The following is a 20422-nucleotide window of genomic DNA, read 5'->3' on the forward strand; positions in this document are numbered from 1 at the left end:
GCGAACGGCTCGACTCAGTCGAGGAGTTCGCATCCCGGCAGGGTAAGGAAGTCGACGAACTCCTCGGCGAGGGCGACCCGCAGGAACAGGTCGCGCGCGTCCGTCCAGCGGCCCGCGTCGAAGTTCTGATCGCCCAAGTCCTCGCGCAGCGAGCCCAGTTCCTCGACGACCAGGCGGCGGACCAGGTCCGCGGTGACCTTCTCGCCGGTGTCCGAGAGCACCACGCCGTTGTTGATCCACTGCCACACCTGGGAGCGGGAGATCTCCGCGGTGGCGACGTCCTCCATCAGGCCGAACACGGCGACCGCGCCGTATCCGCGCAGCCACGCCTCCAGATAGCGCAGCCCCACCCCGACCGCGCCGTGCAGCCCGGCGCCGGTCGGCGAGCCCTGGGCGGAGGCCACGTCGAGCAGCTGATCCGCCGTCACCTCGACCTCGTCGCGGGTACGTTCGAGCTGGTTCGGCCGATCGCCGAGCACCGCGTCGAACGCCTCGCGGCACACCGGGACCAGGTCCGGGTGTGCCACCCACGACCCGTCGAAGCCGTCCGCGGCCTCACGGTCCTTGTCGTCGCGCACCTTCGCCAGCGCCGCCGCGTTGGCCGTCGCGTCCCGGCGGGAGGGGATCACCGCCGCCATCCCGCCGATGGCGTGCGCGCCGCGCCGGTGGCAGGTGCGCACGAGCAGTTCGGTGTACGCGCGCATGAACGGCGCGGTCATGGTGACCGCGTTGCGGTCGGGGAGCACGAACGCCTCGCCCGCGTCCCGGAAGTTCTTCACGATGCTGAACAGGTAGTCCCACCGGCCGGCGTTCAACCCCGAGGCGTGCTCGCGCAGTTCGTACAGGATCTCGTCCATCTCGAACGCGGCGGTGACCGTCTCGATCAGCACGGTGGCCCGGATCGTGCCGCGCGGGATGTCGAGCAGGTCCTGCGCGTGCAGGAACACGTCGTTCCACAACCGGGCTTCGAGCCGGCTCTCGATCTTGGGCAGGTAGAAGTACGGTCCCAGGCCCCGGTCGAGCAGCCGGGCCGCGTTGTGGAAGAAGTACAGCCCGAAGTCGACCAGCGCACCGGACGCCGGCGCGCCGTCGACCAGGATGTGCCGCTCGTCCAGGTGCCATCCGCGCGGGCGCATCACCACGGTGGCCAGTTCGTCGTCCGGGCGCAGCCGGTAGCTCTTGCCCTCTGCGGTGGAGAAGTCGATCCGCCGGTCGTAGGCGTCGATCAGGTTGAGCTGGTGCGCCACCACGTTGTGCCAGGTGGGCGCGGAGGCGTCCTCGAAGTCGGCGAGCCAGATCCGGGCCCCGGAGTTGAGCGCGTTGATCGTCATCTTGCGATCGGCCGGTCCGGTGATCTCGACCCGGCGGTCGCGCAGCGCGGGCGGCGCCTCGGCGACCCGCCAGTCGGCGGCGCGCACGTCGGCGGTCTCCGGGAGGAAGTCGAGCCGGCCGGTGCGGGCGATCTCCGCGCGCCGGGCCCGCCGCCGGTCGAGCAGTTCGAGGCGGCGACCGCCGAACCGGCGCTGCAGCGCGGCCACGAAGCGCAGCGCCTCGGGGCCGAGCACTTCGTCCGCCCGCGGCACGGAGCCGCCGGTCGCGCCGCCGTGCTTGACCACGATGGTCGGTGCACTCATGGGTGGCTCTCCTTCGCCGTCGACGTTCTTTTGTAGAGTGGACATTAGTTTCCGGGAAACGGAAGTTCAACAACGTGTTGAACTCAGTGTCGACGAATCTCGTCGAACCGAGTCGTGTGGAGGATCGTCGGTGGCCGCAGGCAAGACAGGCAGCAACGGCACGGGCGGCGGCGTCCAGTCCCTGGAACGTGCGTTCGACCTCCTCGAACTGCTCGCCGACGCCGGCGGGGTGCTGACGCTCAGCGAACTCGCCGCGCGTTCAGGATTGCCCATGCCCACGATCCACCGCCTGGTACGCACCCTCGTGTCGCTGGGTTATCTGCGCCAGGACGCGTCGCGCCGCTACACCCTGGGCCCGCGGCTGATCCGGCTGGGCGAGACCGCGGGCCGCCTGCTCGGCAGCTGGGCCCGGCCGTATCTGGCCGAGCTGATGGAGGCCACCGGCGAGACCGCCAACCTCGCGGTTCTGGAGGCGGGCGAGGTGGTCTACGTCGGCCAGGTGCCCAGCCGGCACTCGATGCGGATGTTCACCGAGGTCGGCCGCCGGGTGCAACCGCACTGCACCGCGGTGGGCAAGGTGCTGCTCGCCCAACTGCCCGAGGCCGACGCGGCACGGGTGCTCGGCGGTCGCCCGCTGGCCTCGCACACCGAGCACACGGTCACCGATCCCGCCGAACTGCTGGCCCAGTTCCCGACGATCCGGGCCCGGGGCTACGCGATCGACGACCAGGAGCAGGAACTCGGCGTGCGCTGCGTGGCGGTGGTGGTACCGGGCGCGCCGACCGCGACCGCGCTGTCCATCTCCGGCCCCGAGGCGCGCATCCGGGCGATGGAGGAGGGCTGGATGACCGGCCGGATGCAGGAGATCGCCGTCCGCCTGGGCCGACGCCTCGGCGGCACCGACCCGCTCCCGGAGCCCCTGGCCGCCGACTGAGCCACCCGCACCCACCCGCCGAGCGGGGTCAGGCCGGCGTCAGACCGAGCACGGCGCCGGCCACCACCGCCAGGGTCGGCGCCACGCCGTCGGTGTCGCGCAGATGCCGCACCCGGGCCACGTCGTTGATCGCGCTCAGCGCCGCGTGCACTCGGATCCGCGCCTCGGCGGCGCCGTACTCCGGCCGCACCGCGCCCAACAATCGGGTCCACTCCATGAGGTAGTCCACCCGCGCCTGCCGGGCCCGATGCCGCGCCTGCGTCGGCAGGTGCGAAACCTCCGCGACCAACAACTGCACCAGGTCGTTGCGGTCGAGGGAGAAGCGCACATACGACCGCAGCAGTGCGCGCAGCGCCGTCTCGGCGTCGTCGGCGCCCGCGAGCGCGCGTGTCATGTCCATCGAAAGCCACTCCAGGCCCCGGGTCACCGCGGCGCACAGCAGGTCGGCCTTGCTCTCGAAGTGGTTGTACACACTGGGGCCGGCGATCCCGGCGGCGGCGCCGATGTCCTCGATGGCCACCCCCGCGTAGCCCTGCTCGGCGAACATCCGCACCGCCGCGCCGAGCAGGGCCTCGCGCCGCGAGCGCAGCCCGATCCCGGCCGGAGCCGGGGCCTCGGCGATCGGCCCCAGCGCCGCCGGATCCGCGGTGAACGCCGCCCGGCAGAGGTCCACCAGGAGGCGGACGTACTCCGGACGGGGCAGGTCGATCCGGTGGAAGGACGGGCTGAGCAGCACCCCCAGGCCGCTGCGGGCCAGCACCTCGCCCTGCCCGGTGGACAGTTGCGGGCGGGCCTTGCGGATCAGCGCGGTGACCACGGCGGTGACCGCGCGCACCTCGCGGCGTACCTCGGCGCGTTCCTCTGGCGGCAACAACCGGCCCTCGCGCTGCCACAACACGCCCACCTCGCGGTGGTCGAGGGTGGCCGAGACCACCGCGCGCAGCACGGTGTCCGGGTCGTCCACGGCGCTGCGGGCCAGCGCGTCGCGCACCGGCGCGATGCCGTCGAGCACCACCTGCAGGAGCAGGTGCTGTTTGCTGCGGAAGTGCCGGTACAGGGCGGAGGGGCCCATGCCCACCGCCTCGGCGATGTCGCTCATCGCCACGTCGGCGTAGCCCCGGCGGTAGAACAGGTCGGCCGCCGCGGCCAGGATCAGCTCGCGTCGATTGCGCGGTCGGGTCCCCCGGGCGGGCGGCACGAGTCCGCCGACCTTGCGCACCGCAGCCGCCATCGCGTACTTCCCTCCGGGATCCGCCCCCGCGCGCCATTGTTCCAGCCGGCCGCCGCCCGCGGCGGCCACGCGCCGAACCGGCCCCGCCCCGATGAAGTAAACCGGGCCACCGGTCGCGATCACTAGGCTGCGGAGGCATGACGACCTCACTGATCACCGGTGCCACCGCAGGGCTCGGCGCCGCGTTCGCCCGGCGCCTCGCGCACGAGGGGCACGACCTCGTCCTGGTCGCGCGCGACCGCGAACGGTTGACCGAATGTGCCCGCGAACTGCGGGAGGAGCACGGCGTGTCGGTGCAGGTGCTGGCCGCCGACCTGTCGCTCGACGAGGGCATCGCCGCCGTCGAGGCCCGCCTGGCCGACCGTGAGGCGCCGGTGGACGTGCTGGTCAACAACGCCGGGTTCGGCAACAAGGGCGGCTTCCTCGACGTGTCCACCGCGGACGAGTTGCGCATGCTCAAGGTGCACTGCGAGGCGGTGCTGCGGCTGACCGCCGCCGCGTGCGAGGCGATGCGCGAGCGCGGGCGCGGCTGGGTGGTGAACGTGGCCTCCGTCGCCGCCTTCCTGCCGCGCGGCACGTACGGCGCGAGCAAGGCGTGGGTGGTGAGCTTCACCGAGGGGGCGGCCAAGGAACTCGCGGGCAGCGGTGTGCGGTTGATGGCGCTGTGCCCGGGCTTCGTGCGGACCGAGTTCCACCTGCGGGCCGGGATGGGCACGTCCAACATCCCCAACTGGATGTGGCTGGACGCCGATCGGGTGGTCGCCGCGGCGATCCGCGACCTGGCGGTGGGCAAGTCGGTCAGCGTGCCGGACCTGCGCTACAAGGCGGTGGTCGGCCTGGCCCGGCTCACCCCGCGCGCCCTGTTCGGCAACGTATCCACGCGGACCGGCCGGGTGTACGGACCCACGCGCGGGTAGCGCCTGCCCGAGGTCGCGGCGCCCGCGCTCGGGGTGGGACACCGAAGACCCCGCCGACGGATGGTCGGCGGGGTCCTCGGGTGCGTCCGGGCGGGGCGGTGTCTCCGTCACGCCCCTCCCCCGGGTATCCGCGAAGTCTTCGGGTCGACACGCCGGGGCCGTCGCCCCGGAGCGACCGGACGGTCAGCGACGACGGCCCTTGGGTCGGTCGCTCTTGCCGCGCCGGGCGGTCTTGGGGGCTTCGAGCGTGTCGATCGCCTCGGTCGGCTGCGCCGGGGCGGACTCCACGCGCTCGGTGTCGGCGAGCATCGGGTTCTTGTTCTTCAGGTGCGGCTTCTGCTTCTGCTTGGCCATGACCGTTTCCTCCTGGAGAGAGCCGTTGGGCGGTCATCGACCACTCTCACACCGTTCATGACGGTACGCATGTCGAGGATCACACGCGGTCATCGGGGGGAATCGAATGGCGGCTCGACTTACCTTCTACGATGCCTGGATGCCCCTCGATCCACGCCGACGCCGGCACCGCCGCCGGGGATACCCCATGCGGCGGATCGGCGTCGCGCTCGCCATGGCCGGCATCGCCGTCGGCGCCGTCCAGTGCGCCGAGCCCGCCCGGGTGCACAAGGACGGCACAACGGCGTCCGCCGGCGGCGTGTCGACGACCACCGAGCCGCCCCAGCCGGCCGCGATGCGCCCATCCTGGGACAACACCGGCTCGCCGAACGGCTCCTCGGCGATCGACGGTCGCCGGTACATGCGATCCGCCGGCGACCGGGTGACCGTGTTCGCGCACCGCGGCGCGCCGACGCTGGCCCCGGAGAACACGCTGCCCTCCGACGAGGCGGCCCGCCATTCCGGGGCGGACTGGATCGAGAACGACGTGCAGCCGAGCCGGGACGGCGTGCCGCACATCATGCACGACGAGACGGTGGATCGAACCACCGACGGACACGGGCGCATTCGCGATCTGACCTCGGCCCAGCTGGCCGGTCTGGATGCCGGGAAGTGGTTTCGGCCGGAGTTCGCCGGCACGAAGGTGATGACCCTGCGCGGACAACTCGCGGATCTGCGCTCCCGGGGCGGGCGCCTGCTCCTGGAGATCAAGAACCCGCAGACCCGGGAGGAGATCGCCCGCATCGTCGACGAGGTGCGCCACAGCGGCATGTCGGACCGGGTGTTCGTACAGAGCTTCGATCGGGAGTCGTTGCGGATCACCCGCGATCTCGCCCCCGACCTCCCGCTCGGCCTGCTGGGCGACGCGGACGAGGCGGATCCGGTGGCGCTGGCCCGGGAGCTGCGGCTGACCTCGTACAACCCCTCCTACTACCTGGTCGCCAAGCATCCCGACCTGGTCCGCCGCCTGCACGCGGCCGGCGTCGCGGTGTTCGCGTGGACCCCCGACGACCCGAACGAGTGGTCGAAGCTGCACGACGCGGGGGTGGACGGAATCATCACCAACCGCAGCGCCGACCTGGTCGCATGGAACGGGAAGCACACCCCCGGGAAGGGCGCCCGCCACTGAGCCGAGCCGACGAACGGCCCGTGAACGGCCCGCGACCGACCCGAAACCCCGCTTTCGGACGGGTCGCGGGCCGTCCTGTCCACGGAACCGCGTCGACAAACCCTTTACCTCGTAAGGGCAATGTGACATTTTACTGACGTGAGCCAACTCCGTCCCAGTGATGTCGTCGTCATCGGCGCGGGCGTGGTGGGTGCCGCGTGCGCCCACTTCGCCGCGCGCGCGGGCCTGTCCGTCACCGTGCTCGACCGGGGTCCGGTCGCGGGCGGGACCACCGGCGCGGGTGAGGGAAACCTCCTCGTCTCGGACAAGGAGCCCGGCCCGGAACTCGCGCTGGCCCTGCTCTCGCTCCGCCTGTGGGCCGAACTCGCGGAGCGCCGCGACGACTTCGAGTACGAGCCCAAGGGCGGCCTGATCGTCGCCCGGACCGAGGCCGAGGCCGCCGCGATGGCGGCGACGGCGGCGGCCCAGCGCGCCTGCGAGGTCACCGCGCACGCGGTCGACGCCGCGCGCCTGCCCGACTACGAGCCGCACCTGTCCCGCGCCGTCGTGGCCGGCACCCACTATCCCCAGGACGCCCAGGTACAGCCGGCCCTGGCCACCGCCTCGATGTTGCGCGCCGACGGCATCCGGCTGCACACCGGGGTGAGCGTCACCGGCTTCCTGCGCGGGGCCGACGAGCGGGTGGTGGGCGTGCGGACCTCGCACGGCGACGTGGCCGCCGGCGCGGTGGTCAACGCCGCCGGCACCTGGTCCGGCGAGGTGGCCGCGCTCGCCGGGATCACCCTGCCGATCCTGCCGCGCCGGGGCTTCGTGCTGGTCACCGAGCCGCTGCCGCCGATCGTGCGGCACAAGGTGTACGCGGCGGCCTATGCCGGGGACGTGGCCAGCGACGAGGCGGACCTCGCCTCGTCGGCGGTGATCGAGGGCACCCCGGCCGGGACCGTCCTGATCGGCGCCAGCCGGGAGCGGGTGGACTTCGACCCCTCGTTCTCGGTGCCGGTGTTGCGCCGACTGGCCGCGCAGGCGATCGAGTTGTTCCCGGTCCTGGCCGGCGCGTCGGTACTGCGCGCCTATCGGGGCTTTCGGCCGTACTGCCCGGACCACCTGCCGGTCGTCGGCCCGGATCCGCGAGCGCCCGGCCTGCTGCACGCGTGCGGTCACGAGGGCGCCGGCGTGGGTCTGGCCCCCGCCACCGGCCTGCTGATCGCCCGCACGCTGACCGGGGAGCGCCCCGATGTCGACCTCGCCCCGTTCGCCCCGAACCGCTTCGCGGAGGTAGCCGCGTGACCGACGAAACCGGCCCCGCCCCCCTCGACCGCTCCGGCGACGCCGGCTTCCACCTGACCGTGGACGGCCGCCGCATCCCGGTCGAGCCCGGTCAGACGATCGGCGCCGCGATGCTCGCCGCCGGGATCCGGTCCTGGCGCACCACCCGGTTCGCGGGCAGGCCGCGCGGCCTGTTCTGCGGCATCGGGGTGTGCTTCGACTGTCTGGTGACGGTGGACGGTACGCCGTCGCTGCGCGCCTGCCTGGTGACCGCGCGCCCCGATGACGAGGTGAGCACGTCATGAGCCACGAGATGGGCCAGGGAATGAACCACGAGAAGGGCCGCGACTCGGGCGGCCACGACACCCCGCACGACCTCGTCGTCGTCGGCGCCGGGCCGGCCGGGCTCGCCGCCGCCGTCACCGCCGCCGGCTTCGGCCTGCGGGTCGCCGTCCTGGACACGAACGCCCGGGCGGGCGGCCAGTATTACCGGCACCGTGCGGGCCGCCCGCCCGCGTGGGCGCCGCTCGCGCGCCTGCACACCGTCGAGCACCTGGCCGAACACCGGGTCTGGGCGGTCGAACGCGGCGACCACCACTTCACCGTGCATGCCGTGGCGGGCGAGCGCGACGGCGTCGCGGTGACCGTGCGCGGCCGTCGGCTGCTCCTGGCCACCGGCGCCTACGACCGGCAACTGCCCTTCCCCGGCTGGGATCTGCCCGGGGTGTTCACCGCCGGCGGCGCGCAGGCCCTGCTCAAGGGCAACGGCGTCGCGCCCGGGCGGCGGGCGGTGGTGGCCGGTACCGGTCCGTTCCTGCTGCCGGTCGCCGTCGGGCTCGCCGACGCGGGTGTGCGGGTGCTCGCGGTGGTCGAGGCCTCGCGTCCCACGCCGCGGGCCGCCGCGCTCGCCCCGCACAGCCCGGCACGGGTGGTCGAGGCCGCGGGATATGCCGCCGCGTTGGCGCGGCGGCGCATCCCGTACCGCACCGGCCGGGCCGTGGTCGCCGCGCACGGCGACGGGGGCGTGCTGGGTTCGGTCACCGTGGCCCGGCTCGACGCGGACTGGCGGGTGCGGCCCGGGACGGGGGACGAACTGGCCTGCGACACCCTCGCGGTCGGCTACGGCTTCACCCCGCAGCTCGAACTCGCCGGCCAACTCGGCTGCGCGAGCACCCCCGACGGCTTCGTCGCGGTCGACTCCCGCCAGGCCACCGACCTGCCCGGGTTGTACGCCGCGGGCGAGAGCACCGGCATCGGAGGCGCCCAACTGTCCGTGGTCGAGGGTGAGTTGGCCGCATACGCCGTCGCGGGCCGGACGCCGCCGAAGGCGCTGCTGCGTCGGCGGGCCCGGCTCGCCCGGTTCGCCGCCGGGCTGCGCGCGCTCTACCCGATCCGGTCGGGCTGGCCGTCGTGGTCCGACGAGGACACCCCGATCTGCCGTTGCGAGGAGGTGCCGCGCGGCCGGATCGCGGACGCGGCGCGGCAGGGCGCGGACGACGTACGCTCGATCAAGCTGCTCACCCGCGCGGGCATGGGCTGGTGTCAGGGCCGTATGTGCGCCGAGGCCACCGCGTGCGTGCTCTCCGACGTGTTGGGCCGGCCGATCGCCGCGCCCGCGCCCACCCGTCCGATCGCTGTCCCCATCCGTCTCGGAGATCTCGCCCAAGGAGCCTCATGAGCACAAGCCCGCACCTTCCCGCCCCGGAGCGCTCCGCCCCGCAGGACGGCGCCGACCGCAAGCCGTGGCACGGCGTCGTGGTGGCCACCGCCCTGCCGCTGCGCGAGGACCTGTCGGTGGACTTCGACGCGTACGCCGAACACGTGCGGTGGCTCGTGGACTCGGGCTGCGACGGGGTCTGTCCGAACGGCTCGCTGGGCGAGTACCAATCGCTCACCCCGGAGGAGCGCGCCCGCGTGGTGCGGGTCGCGGTCGACGCGGTGGGCGGCGACCGGGTGCTCCCGGGCGTGGCGGCGTACGGCGCGGCCGAGTCGCTGCGCTGGACCGAGCAGGCGGCCGAGGCGGGCGCCCGTGCGGTGATGCTGCTTCCGCCGAACTCCTATCGTGCGGACACCCGTACGGTGATGGACCACTACCGCACGGTGGCCCGGGCGGGGCTGCCGATCGTGGCCTACAACAACCCGTTCGACACGAAGGTCGACCTGACTCCCCGACTGCTCGCGGACCTGTACGAGGAAGGTCTCGTGGTCGGCGTCAAGGAGTTCACCGGGGACGTGCGCCGGGCCTACGAGGTGGCCGAACTCGCGCCGGGGCTCGACGTGTTGATCGGCAGCGACGACGTCACCCTGGAGTTCGGGCTGGCCGGCGCGGTGGGTTGGATCGCGGGTTACGCCAACGTCTTCCCGCGCGCGAGCGTGGAGTTGTACCGCGCGGCCGTGCACGGCGACCCGCGCGCGGCGTTGCCGCTGTACCGCCTGCTGCACCCGCTGCTGCGGCTGGACGCGCGCACCGAGTTCGTGCAGTCGATCAAGTTGTCGATGGATCTGGCGGGCCTGCGCGGCGGGCCGTGCCGCGCGCCGCGGCTGCCGCTGTCGCCCGAACAGGAAGCCTTCGTCCGGGAATCCACCGAGAAGGCGCTCGCGGAGGGATTGAACTGATGCGTTCCCGACACGTCTACCACGCGGTCGACTCGCACACGGAGGGCATGCCCACTCGGGTGATCACCGGCGGCATCGGGGTGATCCCCGGCGCCACGATGGCCGAGCGGCGCAGCCACTTCATGGCGGAACTGGACCACATCCGCACGCTGTTGATGTACGAGCCGCGCGGGCACGGGGCGATGAGCGGGGCGATCCTGCAACCGCCGACCCGGCCGGACGCCGACTACGGCGTGTTGTTCATCGAGGTGTCGGGCTGTCTGCCGATGTGCGGACACGGCACCATCGGGGTGGCCACCGTCCTGGTCGAGACCGGCATGGTCGAGGTGGTCGAGCCGGTCACCACGGTCCGTCTGGACACCCCGGCCGGGCTCGTGGTCGCCCAGGTCGAGGTCCGCGACGGCGCGGCCCGCTCGGTGACCTTGCGCAATGTGCCCGCGTACTCCCACGAGTTGGACGCGACGGTGGACGTGCCGGGGCTCGGCGCGGTCACCTACGACATGGCGTACGGCGGCAACTTCTACGCGATCCTGCCGATCGAGAAGGTGGGCCTGCCGTTCGACCGGGCCGAGGGCACCCGCATCCTGGAGACCGGCCTCGCCATCATGGCGGCGATCAACGAGCAGGCCAGGCCGGTGCATCCGGAGCAGCCGGAGTTCGCGGGCTGCCACCACGTGCAGTTCCTCGCGCCGGGCTCGGACGCGGCGCTGTCGCGCAACGCGATGGCGATCCACCCCGGTTGGTTCGACCGTTCGCCGTGCGGCACCGGAACCAGCGCGCGGATGGCGCAGTTGGCGGCGCGGGGCGAGTTGATGGTGGGTCGGACGTTCGTCAACGAGTCGTTCATCGGGACCCGCTTTCGCGGTCGGATCGTCGCCGAGGCGGAGGTCGGCGGGCGGCCGGCGGTGGTGCCGGAGATCACCGGGCGGGCGTGGATCACCGCGACCGCGCAGTATCTGCTCGACCCGGAGGACCCGTTCCCGGCGGGGTTCCGGCTCTGAGGGGCGGGCGCGCGGTCGGTTCCGCCCGCTTCCTTGCTCACCCTCGGTGATCTTTCACACGCGCAGTCGCGATCCCGCCCCAGCGGTGACTGACCGTCAGTAACATGGCGGGAGGAGGCACCATGGACACGGGACACGGAGCGCTCGCGCTGCCGTCCTTCGACGATCGACCGATCCTGCGGGATCGGGTGGCACGAGAGTTGCGCGCGGCGTTGATCGCGGGTGAGATGCGGCCGGGCGTGGTCTATTCCGCGCCCGCGCTGGCCGCTCAGTTCGGCGTGTCGCCGACGCCCGTGCGCGAGGCGATGCTCGACCTCGCCAACGAGGGACTGGTCGAGGCCGTACGCAACAAGGGATTTCGCGTCACCGAGCTGTCCGACCGCGAGTTGGACGAGTTCACCGAGGTGCGTGCGCTGATCGAGGTTCCGGTGGTGGCCCGCCTCGCGGGTGTGGTCACCCCGGCCCAGACCGCCGCGCTGCGCCCGGTCGCCGAGGAGATCGTCGCGGCGGCCGAGGCGGGCGACCTGATCAGGTACGTGGAGGCGGACCGCCGCTTCCACCTGTCGCTGCTCGCACTGGCGGGCAACGAACACCTGGTCCGGGTGGTCGGCGATCTGCGCAAACGTTCGCGCCTGTACGGGCTGTCCCGGCTCGCGCGCGGCGGCCGACTCGCCGCGTCCGCCGCCGAACACCTCGAACTGCTCGACGCGCTCGACAGCGGCGACCCGGCCGCGGCCGAGCAGGTGATGGCCCGGCACATCGGCCACGTCCGCAATCTGTGGGCGGGGCCGGAGCGGGAGGGCTGAGCCGGGGGCGGGATCGACATCGCGTCGCCCGCTCCGCGCCCCCGGACCACGTGCCCGGGGCCGACCGGGCCCGGTCGGCGGCGTCAGACCTTGCCGGCGACCATGTCCATCAGGCGGCCGAGGACCGCGCCGCCGGAGGCGTGGGAGCCGTCGTGCTCCCACTCGTTGGTGACCCACGCGCGCAGGTTGCCCACCTCGCGCGCGGTCTCCAGGGACAGGTCGGCGTCCACGTACATGTCGTCGAAGAAGATCGCCGCGGCCACCGGGACGGCGTTCGCGCGCAGCCGCTCGACGTCGTACAGGACGGGCCAGTCGTACTGCTCCGCCAACAGGTGGGCGGCCTCGCGGAACGGGCGCAGCGCGGCCATCTCCTCGAACATCCAGGGGTACATCATCTCCCCGGTGAACAGCAGCGGATCGGCGCTCTCCGCGAACTCCGGCAACCCCGCGCGCACCTTCTCGGCGGCCCACCCGGTGGCGACCTTGCCCTGCCCGTAGATCGGCTCCTGGAGCACCGCCCACAGCGGTTGGTCGGTCAGCGCGGTGGCCTGCATGGCGGCGGCACGGAAGGTGTCCGAGACCCGGTCGCCGTCCCACGCCTCGTCCAGCATCCAGTGCACCCGCTCGAAACCGTCGCCCATGCCGAACACCGAGCCGAGGAACTGCAGTCGGCGCACGGTCAGTCGGTCGCCGTCGGGCAGCCGGACGTCGTGCTCGGTCAGGTGGTCGGCGAGCCGGCGGACCGCCTCCACGTCGTCCGGGTAGCGCGCGTAGTACTCGGCGTTCTTGGTCCGCACCCTCGGGTAGGTGCGGTGGTAGACGTCCTCGGCGGTGACGTCCAGGCCGATCAAACCCCCGGTGACGTAACAGGACTTCAGCGCCTCGGGGGCTCGGGAGAGATACGCGAGGGTGATGAAGCCGCCGTAGCTCTGGCCGAGCGTCTCCCACGGCTCGTCGCCGCACAGTCGACGGCGGATCAGCTCGGCGTCGGCGACGATCGAGTCCGCGCGCATGTGCCGTAGCAGAGCGGCGAGTTCGTCGGGTGGGGTGCGCGCCGCCAGGCTCGGCGTGACGGGCGTGCTGCGTCCGGTACCGCGTTGGTCGAGCAGCAACACCCGGTGGGTCTTCAGCGCACGGGCCAGCCAGCCGTTGGCGCGTGGGGGGCGCTGCGCCTTCTGGCCCGGGCCGCCCTGGAAGAAGCACAACCACGGCCGGTTGCGACCCGTCGCGGTGGGATCGACCACCTCGCGGGCGAAGACCTCGATGGTCGGCCCGTCGGGACGCGCGTGGTCGAGCGGGACGACGAAGGTGTGATCGGTGAGGGCCATCCCCGGGATCCGGGTGATGCGGGTCGTGCGGGTCATGCGGATTCCTCCCCTGGGTGCGTGCCGTTCGGGTGTGCTGTGACATTCCACCGGAGGAAGGTGCTTGTTGTCCCACCGCATCGGGAAGATTGCTGCGGCAGGGTTCCGCGGGATCCCGTGCGGCGAAAGGGTGTCAGTCATGGTCGATGGCCCGGTGTCCGATGGCGCGCACGCCGGTGAGGCGCGGTCCGGTATCGCGCGGACCGCCGGGCCCTTCTCCGCGTTTCAGGACTCGATCTATCTCGACGGACTGCTGACCGGGGAGACACCCCCGTACCCCACGGGCGCGAGCGCGTTGGAGGAGGCGGCGCGCGAACGGCTCGATCCGGGGCCGCGCGGCTACGTACTGGGCGGCGCCGGCGAGGGCGCGACGATGCGGGCCAATCGCGAGGCCTTCGAGCGGCGCCGGATCGTCCCGCGCATGTTGCGGGACGTGGGCGCCCGGGACCTGTCCTGCTCGGTATTGGGCACCGACTCGCCCGCGCCGGTGCTGCTCGGGCCGGTCGGCGTGCAGTCGATCGTGCATCCCGAGGGCGAGTTGGCGACCGCGCGGGCGGCGGCCGGGCTCGGGCTGCCGATGGTGTTGAGCACCGCGTCCTCGTACTCCCTGGAGGAGGTCGCCGCCGCGTCCGGCTCGGGCCCCCGGTGGTTCCAGCTGTATTGGCCGCGCGACGACGACGTGACGATCAGCCTGCTCGCCCGGGCGCGGGCGGCCGGCTACAGCGTGCTCGTGGTCACCCTGGACACCTGGTATCTGGGCTGGCGGCCGACCGACCTGGACGGGGCGTACCTGCCCTTCCTGCGGCACATCGGCCTGGCCAACTACCTGAGCGACCCGGCCTTCCTGGCCGGCCTGAGCCGCCCGATCGCCGAGGACCCGACGGCGGCGATCGTGCACTGGGCCGGAATGTTCTCCGACCCGACCAAAACCTGGTCCGACCTGGCCTTCCTCCGCGACAACTGGATCGGCCCGATCATCCTCAAGGGCGTCCTACACCCCGACGACGCCCGAAAGGCCCGCGACGCGGGCATGGACGGCATCGTGGTCAGCAATCACGGCGGCCGCCAACTCGACGGCGCGATCCCGGCGTTGGATGCCCTCCCGGAGATCGCGGCAGCGGTAGGCAACGACCTGACGGTCCTCTTCGACAGCGGCGTACGCACCGGCACCGACATCCTCAAGGCCCTGGCCCTCGGCGCCCGCGCAGTCCTCCTGGGCCGCCCCTACATCTACGGCCTGGCCCTGGGCGGCACACCGGGCATCACCCACGTACTCCGCTGCCTACTTGCCGAATTCGACCTATCCATGGCCCTATCAGGCCACACCCACCCACAAACCCTAACCCCATCAACCCTGACCTAACCCACCAACCAACCGCACTCAACCCTCTCCGGCCACCCAACCCTCTCCGGCCGGCCCAACACCCTCCAGCCCACCGGCACGCTCCAGCCCGTCCAACATCCAGGCCCTCCGGCACGCTCCAGCCCATCCAGCACCACCCCTCCAGCCCGTCCGGCGTTTGAGGACAATGCCTGCGCCACCCACTGCATCACGGCACATCACAGCACGAGCCCACCAACCCCAGCCCGTCCGGCGTTTGAGGACACCACAAGCGCCACCCAACGCTCAGCGACACATCACAGCGCAATCCAACCAACCCAGCCATCCGGCGCTTGAAATCACCCGCACCACTCACCGCACGTCAACACATCACACGAGCACCAACCAACTCCAGCCCGTCCGGCGCTTGAGGACAACGCCCGCGCAACCGACCGCATCACGGCACACCATGCCGCAAGCCCACCAACCCCCAGCCCGTCCGGCGTTCGAGGACAACCGCAGGCCGGCCACCCCGCCGACCCCAGGCCACCTCGACCACACCGCCCGCTGGGATTACCCCGGTTTGCCCGCCCCTCTCGGATACCCTCCGCGCATGATCACGCCCGGATCGAGAGGACCAACCCCGTGACCAACCCCGCGCGCCCCGCCGCAATCCTGCGCCGGATGACCTCGCGCAGTTCCACGGAGCCGCACCGCGCATCCACGCCGTTGGAGTTGTTCTTCGACCTGACCTTCGTGGTGGCCGTCGCCCAAGCCGGCAGCCGCCTGGTGCACTCGCTCGCGGAGGGCCACCCCGGCCACGGGATCACGGGATACCTGCTCGTGTTCTTCGCGATCTGGTGGGCGTGGGTCAACTTCACCTGGTTCGCCTCCGCGTACGACTGCGACGACCCGCTGTACCGCGTCGCCACGCTCGTCCAGATCACCGGTGTCCTGGTCCTGGCCGCCGGCGTCCCGCGCGCGTTCGAGAGCAGCGACTACACGGTCGCCATCGTCGGCTACCTGATCATGCGCCTCGCGCTGACCTTCCAGTGGCTGCGCGCGGCCCACGACGAGACCGACCCGGCGGCCCGCCGCACCGCGCTGCGCTACGCGGCCGGCGTGGTGCTGGTCCAGATCGGCTGGGTGGTGCTCCTGCTGCTCCCCGACGCCGCCTGGAACTGGGGCTTCCCACCGCTGGCGATCGCCGAGATGGCGGTACCGGCCATCGCCGAACGCGGGCGCTCCACCAGCTGGCATCCGCATCACATCGCCGAGCGCTACGGCCTGTTCACCATCATCATGCTCGGCGAGAGCGTGTCCGCCGCGACCGTCGCGATCCAGACCGCGCTCGACGACCAGGCCGCACTGGACGAGTTGTTGCCGATCGCCGCCGGCGGGCTGCTGATCGTGTTCGCGGCCTATTGGATCTACTTCGCGGCGCCCATCCACGAATACCTGCAATCCAGTCGACAGGCGTTCCTGTGGGGCTACGGCCACTACGTGATCTTCGGCTCCGCCGCCGCGATCGGGGCCGGTCTCGAGGTCGCCGTCGAGCAGGCCGTCGGCGAGGCGCACATCTCCGACGTCGCCGCCGCGGCGAGCGTCACGATCCCCGCCGGGCTGTTCCTGGTCGCCACATGGGCGCTGCACGCCCGCCACCACAAGCGCGGCGCCGCCCAGCAGATACTGCTGCCGACCGCCGCGGTCCTGGTCCTGGCCTCCACGTTCCTGGGCGAGGCGGCGGTGCCGGCGGCCGGAGCGGTGGCGGCGCTGACCGTCGCCGCGGGGGTGGTGTTGTCCGCCCGCCAGGGCGAGGGCGCCGGCGACGGCGACGTCGACCCGCGCCCGGAGCCGGTGTCCGAGGCCGACTGAGTCCGGGACGAACGGCTAACCCGCCGTCAGGCGCCGTGCGGGAACCGACGGTTCGGGCGGGAGGAGCGGACCGCCGGACCACTGCTGGAAGATCAGCATCGTGTGCACCTGGGTCACCTCGGTGCGCGCCGTGAATCCGTCCACCACCAGGCGTTGCAGCCCGGTCGCGTCGGCGACCGCGACGTGCACGAGGAAGTCGTCGGGACCCGCGAGGTGGTACAGCGCGCGGGTCTCCGGCAGCTTCAGCACATGCCCGACGAACGGGTTGAGCACCGCGCGGTGATGGGGCCGTACCCGCACCGCGAGCATCGCCTGGAGCGGTCGCCCGAGCGCCGCCGCGTCCACCTCCACCGTCGCGCCCTTCACCACCCCGGCCGCGCGCATCCGGGCCACCCGGTCCAGGCAGGTCGAGGGCGCTATCCCGACCTCGGCCGCGAGCGCCTTGTTGCTGATCCGGGCATCGTTCTGGAGAGCCCGGAGAATGCCGAGGTCGATCGGATCGAGGGCGATGGATTGGCTCATCCGGCGATGATAATTCGGTGATCGGGAAGGTTCTCCGGAGGTCGCCCCAGGATGACGTCCATGGACCTTCGACCGGACTCCCCCGCCGCCGCCGGCCGCACCGACACCGCGCCCGCCGGCATCACCCCCGCCGGCGCCGCCCCTGCCGGCTCCACCCCCACCGGACCCCTCGCGCGGCACACGTTCGAGACCCGCGCGGTACACGCAGGCCGCGACGACCTGGCCGCCCTGGGCGTACACGCCGTGCCGATCGACCTGTCGACCACCTATCCCCTGCCGGACCTGCCGGCCGCGGCGCTCGCCCTGGACGCCTACGCGGAGGGCGAGTTGCCCGACGGTTCGGCGATCTACGGTCGGCTGACCAATCCGACCGTGCGCCGCTTCGAGCAGGCGCTCGCCGAACTGGAGGGCTGCGCCGACGCGGTGGCGTTCGCGACCGGCATGGCGGCGGTCACCGCGTGCCTGCTCGCCGCCGCCGCGCAGGGCCGACGGCACGTGGTCGCGGTCCGGCCGCTGTACGGCACCACCGACCACCTGCTCTCCGGCGGCCTGCTCGGCACCGAGGTCACCTGGGTCGAACCTGACGGCGTGGCCGCGGCGTTGCGGCCCGACACGGGTCTGGTCATGGTCGAGACACCGGCCAATCCGACGCTGGCCGAACTCGATCTGGCCGAACTCGCGGCGCAGGCGGGCGAGATACCGCTGCTGGTGGACAACACGTTCGCCACACCGGTCCTGCAGCAGCCGGCGTCCTCCGGTGCCCGTCTGGTCCTGCACAGTGCGACCAAGTTCCTCGGGGGACACGGCGACGTGCTCGGCGGTGTGGTGGCCTGTGATCCGGAGTGGGCCAAGGCGCTGCGGCAAATCCGTTTCGCGACCGGGGCGTTGCTGCACCCCCTGGCGGGTTACCTGCTGCTGCGCGGCCTCGCGACCCTGCCGATCCGCGTCGCCAGGGCCTCCGCGACGGCCGCCGCGCTCGCCGCCCGACTGGCCGCACACCCGGCGGTGGCGCGTGTGCACTATCCGAGCATCGGCGGCGCCCTGGTGGCCTTCGAACCGATCGGCGACCCGATGCGGCTGGTCGGCGCGCTCCGCCTGATCACCCCCGCCGTGAGCCTCGGCGGCGTCGACACCCTGATCCAGCATCCGGCTTCGCTGACCCACCGGGTCATCGACGACGCGGCGCGCGCCGAAGGCGACATCGGCCCGCACCTGCTCCGCCTGTCGATCGGCCTGGAACACGAGGCGGACCTGTGGGCGGACCTGTCGGCGGCGCTGGAGCGGACGGGCGGGGAGATCGTCGGGGCATCGCCGGTTCCGGACGCGCAGGTCGGGGTGGGCGACGCGGCGCTGTGGCCGGTGGGGGTCTGAGCGGCGGGGCCGGGGTGGGTCCCGCATCGCGCGGGCCCGGGATCGGTGGCGGCGCGCTTCGCGGCGCGGCCGGTCCCGGCCGGGTCAGCGGTAGGTCAAGCCCGAGAGCTGCAGGGCGAGTCGACGCCGCACGGCGGGGATCCGGGTGAGCGTGCGCAGCACGATGTTGCGCAGGGGGCGCAGCGCCGGGGTGAGGGTGGCCACCCGGGTCATCCGGTCGGCGAGCTTGACGATGCGTTCGGCGATCGGGCGGCGGGTGGCGCCGTAGGTGTCCAGGGCCGTGGTGGGGCCGCCGTCGAGTACCGAGCCGAGCGCCTCGGCCAGGGTCACCGCGTCGAGGATGCCGGCGTTCATGCCCTGGCCGCCCGCCGGACTGTGTACGTGGGCGGCGTCGCCGGCGAGCAGGATCCGGCCCGCGCGGTAGGCGTCGGCGATCCGGTGGTGGACCCGGAAGCGCGAGCCCCAGACGACCTCCTCGACGACCATGCGGCCGGTCTTCGAACCGCGTACGTCGAGGAGTTCCTGGACGTAGGCCGCCGACGGCTCGTGCGGCGCGTCGGCGACCGGCGCGACGATCCGGTGCCGGCCGCCCGGGAGCGGGGCGAGCACGACGAGGCCGGCGGGGGCGAAGTACAGGACCACCTCGTCGGCCGCGACCGCGCCGCTCAGCCGTACGTCGGCGAGGACGAACGACTCGCCGTAGGTGCCGCCCTGGAAGCCTATTCCGGCTTGGTCGCGCACCGTGCTGTGCATGCCGTCGGCGCCGACCACCCAGCCGGCGCGGACACGTTCGCCGCTCTCGAAGGTCGCGGTCACGCCGTCGGCGTCCTGGTCGAGGGAGGTCACCCGGTACGGCCGCAGGACGGTGCCGCCGAGTGCGGTGAGGCGGTCGAGGAGCGCGGCCTCGGTGGTGGCCTGGGAGACCATCAGCGAGTACGGGTACTGCGTGGGCAGGTCGGTGAAGTCGATCCGGACCACCACGCGGTCCCGGTCGCGGACGGTGAACGTCGGCGCGGGGATGCCCTGCGCGACGAGCGGGGCGGCGACTCCGAGCGGGGCCAGTACCTCGAGGGTGCGGGCGTGTACGACGGCGGCGCGCGAGGTCTGTTCGGCAGCCGCGTGGGCGTCGACGACGGTGACGTCCCGCCCCTGGGCGGCCAGGGCCAGGGCGAGGGTCAGTCCGGCGGGGCCGGCGCCGACGACGAGGACGTCGGTGGTGGCGGGGAGTCGGCTGCTCATCGGGGGCTCCTGGGGTTGGGATCGGAGGCCGGGCTCGAAAGCCGGACCCAGAGGCCAACGTTTGTTGGCCAACGTCTGTTGGCATAACGATGGCCCTCCCGTGGCGGTAAGTCAACAGGCGTTGGCCTACAATCGTTGGCATGAGTACTCCGCGTAGGTCGTCCATCGAGACCAAGGCCGTGATCCTGGCCGCCGCCCGGGAACGATTCGGCGCCGACGGCTACGAACGGGCGACGATTCGGGCGATCGCCTCGGATGCGGCGATCGATCCGTCGATGGTGATGCGGTACTTCGGCACGAAGGAGAAGTTGTTCGCCGCTGCGGCGGACGTCGATCTGCGTTTGCCCGCGCTCGATGCGGTCCCGCGCCCACAGCTCGGAGCGGTGCTCTCGGCGCACTTCCTCGACCGGTGGGAGGGGGACGAGGCGATGCTGATCCTGCTGCGGACCGGGGTGACGAACGACGACGCCGCCGAGCGTATGCGCGCGGTCTTCGCGGACCAGCTCGCCCCGCTCGTACTCCGCACCTGCCCGAACCGCGCCGAGGCCCCCCGGCGCGCCGGCCTGATCGCCACGCAGGTGCTCGGCCTCGCCCTGTGCCGATACGTCCTGCGGCTGCCGCCGATCGTGGCGATGACGCATCCCGAGGTGGTCGACTGGCTCGGTCCGCAGATCCAACGCTGTTTGACGGGGAGCCTGGGGGCCGACGATCCGGGGGCCGGGATGCCTGGGGTCTGAGGGTCGGCGCCCGGGGGCCGGGGGTCCGAGGGCGGGCGGCGGAAGGCCGGGAGTGCGACGCCCACT

19 protein-coding genes are annotated in these 20422 nt (G+C 72.6%); 13 read left to right on the forward strand and 6 right to left on the reverse strand.

All coding sequences use genetic code 11. The features are described 5' to 3' along the window. Nucleotides 1-14: 14 nt before the first annotated feature. Nucleotides 15-1634 carry a malate synthase A gene (gene aceB, locus ACMXN5_RS05920; protein ID WP_439674346.1) on the reverse strand — a complete coding sequence of 540 codons (1620 nt, stop codon included), beginning with the start codon at nucleotides 1632-1634 and terminating at the stop codon, nucleotides 15-17. A 130-nt stretch (nucleotides 1635-1764) separates the two neighbouring features. On the opposite strand from aceB, the gene ACMXN5_RS05925 reads away from it, so the two are divergent. Beyond that, on the forward strand, nucleotides 1765-2568 hold the full coding sequence (locus tag ACMXN5_RS05925; protein ID WP_439674347.1) for an IclR family transcriptional regulator: 804 nt from the start codon (nucleotides 1765-1767) through the stop codon (nucleotides 2566-2568). Nucleotides 2569-2596: 28 nt separating this feature from the next. Here ACMXN5_RS05925 and ACMXN5_RS05930 read toward each other — a convergent pair whose 3' ends face one another. Then, nucleotides 2597-3799, reverse strand: a complete 1203-nt coding sequence (locus tag ACMXN5_RS05930; RefSeq protein ID WP_439674348.1) for a TetR/AcrR family transcriptional regulator — start codon at nucleotides 3797-3799, stop codon at nucleotides 2597-2599. A 137-nt stretch (nucleotides 3800-3936) separates the two neighbouring features. Between ACMXN5_RS05930 and ACMXN5_RS05935 the strand changes: the two genes are divergently transcribed. Further along, nucleotides 3937-4716 carry an SDR family NAD(P)-dependent oxidoreductase gene (locus ACMXN5_RS05935; protein ID WP_439674349.1) on the forward strand — a complete coding sequence of 260 codons (780 nt, stop codon included), beginning with the start codon at nucleotides 3937-3939 and terminating at the stop codon, nucleotides 4714-4716. A 183-nt stretch (nucleotides 4717-4899) separates the two neighbouring features. On the opposite strand, the gene ACMXN5_RS05940 is transcribed toward ACMXN5_RS05935, so the two are convergent. Then, nucleotides 4900-5070 carry a hypothetical protein gene (locus ACMXN5_RS05940; protein WP_439674350.1) on the reverse strand — a complete coding sequence of 57 codons (171 nt, stop codon included), beginning with the start codon at nucleotides 5068-5070 and terminating at the stop codon, nucleotides 4900-4902. A 139-nt stretch (nucleotides 5071-5209) separates the two neighbouring features. Here ACMXN5_RS05940 and ACMXN5_RS05945 point away from each other — a divergent pair, with 139 nt between their 5' ends. From ACMXN5_RS05945 to ACMXN5_RS05975, 7 genes are all read left to right on the forward strand, one after another. Further along, nucleotides 5210-6238 carry a glycerophosphodiester phosphodiesterase gene (locus tag ACMXN5_RS05945; RefSeq protein WP_439674351.1) on the forward strand — a complete coding sequence of 343 codons (1029 nt, stop codon included), beginning with the start codon at nucleotides 5210-5212 and terminating at the stop codon, nucleotides 6236-6238. Between the two features lie 138 nt (nucleotides 6239-6376). Continuing rightward, nucleotides 6377-7525, forward strand: coding sequence for an NAD(P)/FAD-dependent oxidoreductase (locus ACMXN5_RS05950; RefSeq protein ID WP_395786096.1), 1149 nt, complete (start codon nucleotides 6377-6379; stop codon nucleotides 7523-7525). Continuing rightward, complete coding sequence (locus ACMXN5_RS05955) at nucleotides 7522-7809, forward strand: (2Fe-2S)-binding protein (protein ID WP_439674352.1); 288 nt, start codon at nucleotides 7522-7524, stop codon at nucleotides 7807-7809. Before ACMXN5_RS05950 ends, ACMXN5_RS05955 begins: the two co-directional genes overlap by 4 nt. Beyond that, the gene (locus ACMXN5_RS05960; protein WP_439674353.1) at nucleotides 7806-9182 is read left to right on the forward strand and encodes an NAD(P)/FAD-dependent oxidoreductase; all 1377 of its coding nucleotides are present in this window, start codon (nucleotides 7806-7808) and stop codon (nucleotides 9180-9182) included. The genes ACMXN5_RS05955 and ACMXN5_RS05960 overlap by 4 nt, the downstream gene beginning before the upstream one ends. Continuing rightward, entirely contained in the window at nucleotides 9179-10120 is a 942-nt protein-coding gene (locus tag ACMXN5_RS05965) for a dihydrodipicolinate synthase family protein (RefSeq protein ID WP_439674354.1), read from the forward strand. Before ACMXN5_RS05960 ends, ACMXN5_RS05965 begins: the two co-directional genes overlap by 4 nt. Continuing rightward, nucleotides 10120-11121, forward strand: a complete 1002-nt coding sequence (locus tag ACMXN5_RS05970; RefSeq protein WP_439674355.1) for a proline racemase family protein — start codon at nucleotides 10120-10122, stop codon at nucleotides 11119-11121. Before ACMXN5_RS05965 ends, ACMXN5_RS05970 begins: the two co-directional genes overlap by 1 nt. Before the next feature lie 122 nt (nucleotides 11122-11243). Next, nucleotides 11244-11927, forward strand: coding sequence for a GntR family transcriptional regulator (locus ACMXN5_RS05975; protein ID WP_078978057.1), 684 nt, complete (start codon nucleotides 11244-11246; stop codon nucleotides 11925-11927). Between the two features lie 83 nt (nucleotides 11928-12010). Here the strand turns inward: ACMXN5_RS05975 and ACMXN5_RS05980 are convergent, their stop codons facing one another. Continuing rightward, nucleotides 12011-13291 (reverse strand): alpha/beta fold hydrolase, encoded by a 1281-nt coding sequence (locus ACMXN5_RS05980; RefSeq protein WP_439674356.1) that lies wholly within the window; start codon nucleotides 13289-13291, stop codon nucleotides 12011-12013. 139 nt (nucleotides 13292-13430) lie between these two features. Between ACMXN5_RS05980 and ACMXN5_RS05985 the strand changes: the two genes are divergently transcribed. Both ACMXN5_RS05985 and ACMXN5_RS05990 read left to right on the forward strand, forming a co-directional pair. Then, complete coding sequence (locus tag ACMXN5_RS05985; protein ID WP_439674357.1) at nucleotides 13431-14654, forward strand: lactate 2-monooxygenase; 1224 nt, start codon at nucleotides 13431-13433, stop codon at nucleotides 14652-14654. A gap of 642 nt (nucleotides 14655-15296) precedes the next feature. Further along, nucleotides 15297-16487, forward strand: a complete 1191-nt coding sequence (locus tag ACMXN5_RS05990) for a low temperature requirement protein A (protein WP_439677956.1) — start codon at nucleotides 15297-15299, stop codon at nucleotides 16485-16487. A 15-nt stretch (nucleotides 16488-16502) separates the two neighbouring features. On the opposite strand, the gene ACMXN5_RS05995 is transcribed toward ACMXN5_RS05990, so the two are convergent. Next, nucleotides 16503-17009: an Lrp/AsnC family transcriptional regulator gene (locus ACMXN5_RS05995; RefSeq protein ID WP_395786084.1), complete on the reverse strand. Its 507-nt coding sequence runs from the start codon at nucleotides 17007-17009 to the stop codon at nucleotides 16503-16505. A gap of 60 nt (nucleotides 17010-17069) precedes the next feature. On the opposite strand from ACMXN5_RS05995, the gene ACMXN5_RS06000 reads away from it, so the two are divergent. Further along, entirely contained in the window at nucleotides 17070-18380 is a 1311-nt protein-coding gene (locus tag ACMXN5_RS06000; RefSeq protein WP_439674358.1) for a trans-sulfuration enzyme family protein, read from the forward strand. 84 nt (nucleotides 18381-18464) lie between these two features. Here the strand turns inward: ACMXN5_RS06000 and ACMXN5_RS06005 are convergent, their stop codons facing one another. After that, on the reverse strand, nucleotides 18465-19619 hold the full coding sequence (locus tag ACMXN5_RS06005; RefSeq protein ID WP_439674359.1) for an FAD-dependent oxidoreductase: 1155 nt from the start codon (nucleotides 19617-19619) through the stop codon (nucleotides 18465-18467). A 140-nt stretch (nucleotides 19620-19759) separates the two neighbouring features. Here ACMXN5_RS06005 and ACMXN5_RS06010 point away from each other — a divergent pair, with 140 nt between their 5' ends. Continuing rightward, nucleotides 19760-20356, forward strand: coding sequence for a TetR/AcrR family transcriptional regulator (locus ACMXN5_RS06010; protein WP_439674360.1), 597 nt, complete (start codon nucleotides 19760-19762; stop codon nucleotides 20354-20356). The last annotated feature ends 66 nt before the right edge of the window (nucleotides 20357-20422 follow it).

The sequence above is a fragment of the Embleya australiensis genome, from assembly GCF_051903075.1.
Lineage (GTDB): Bacteria > Actinomycetota > Actinomycetes > Streptomycetales > Streptomycetaceae > Embleya.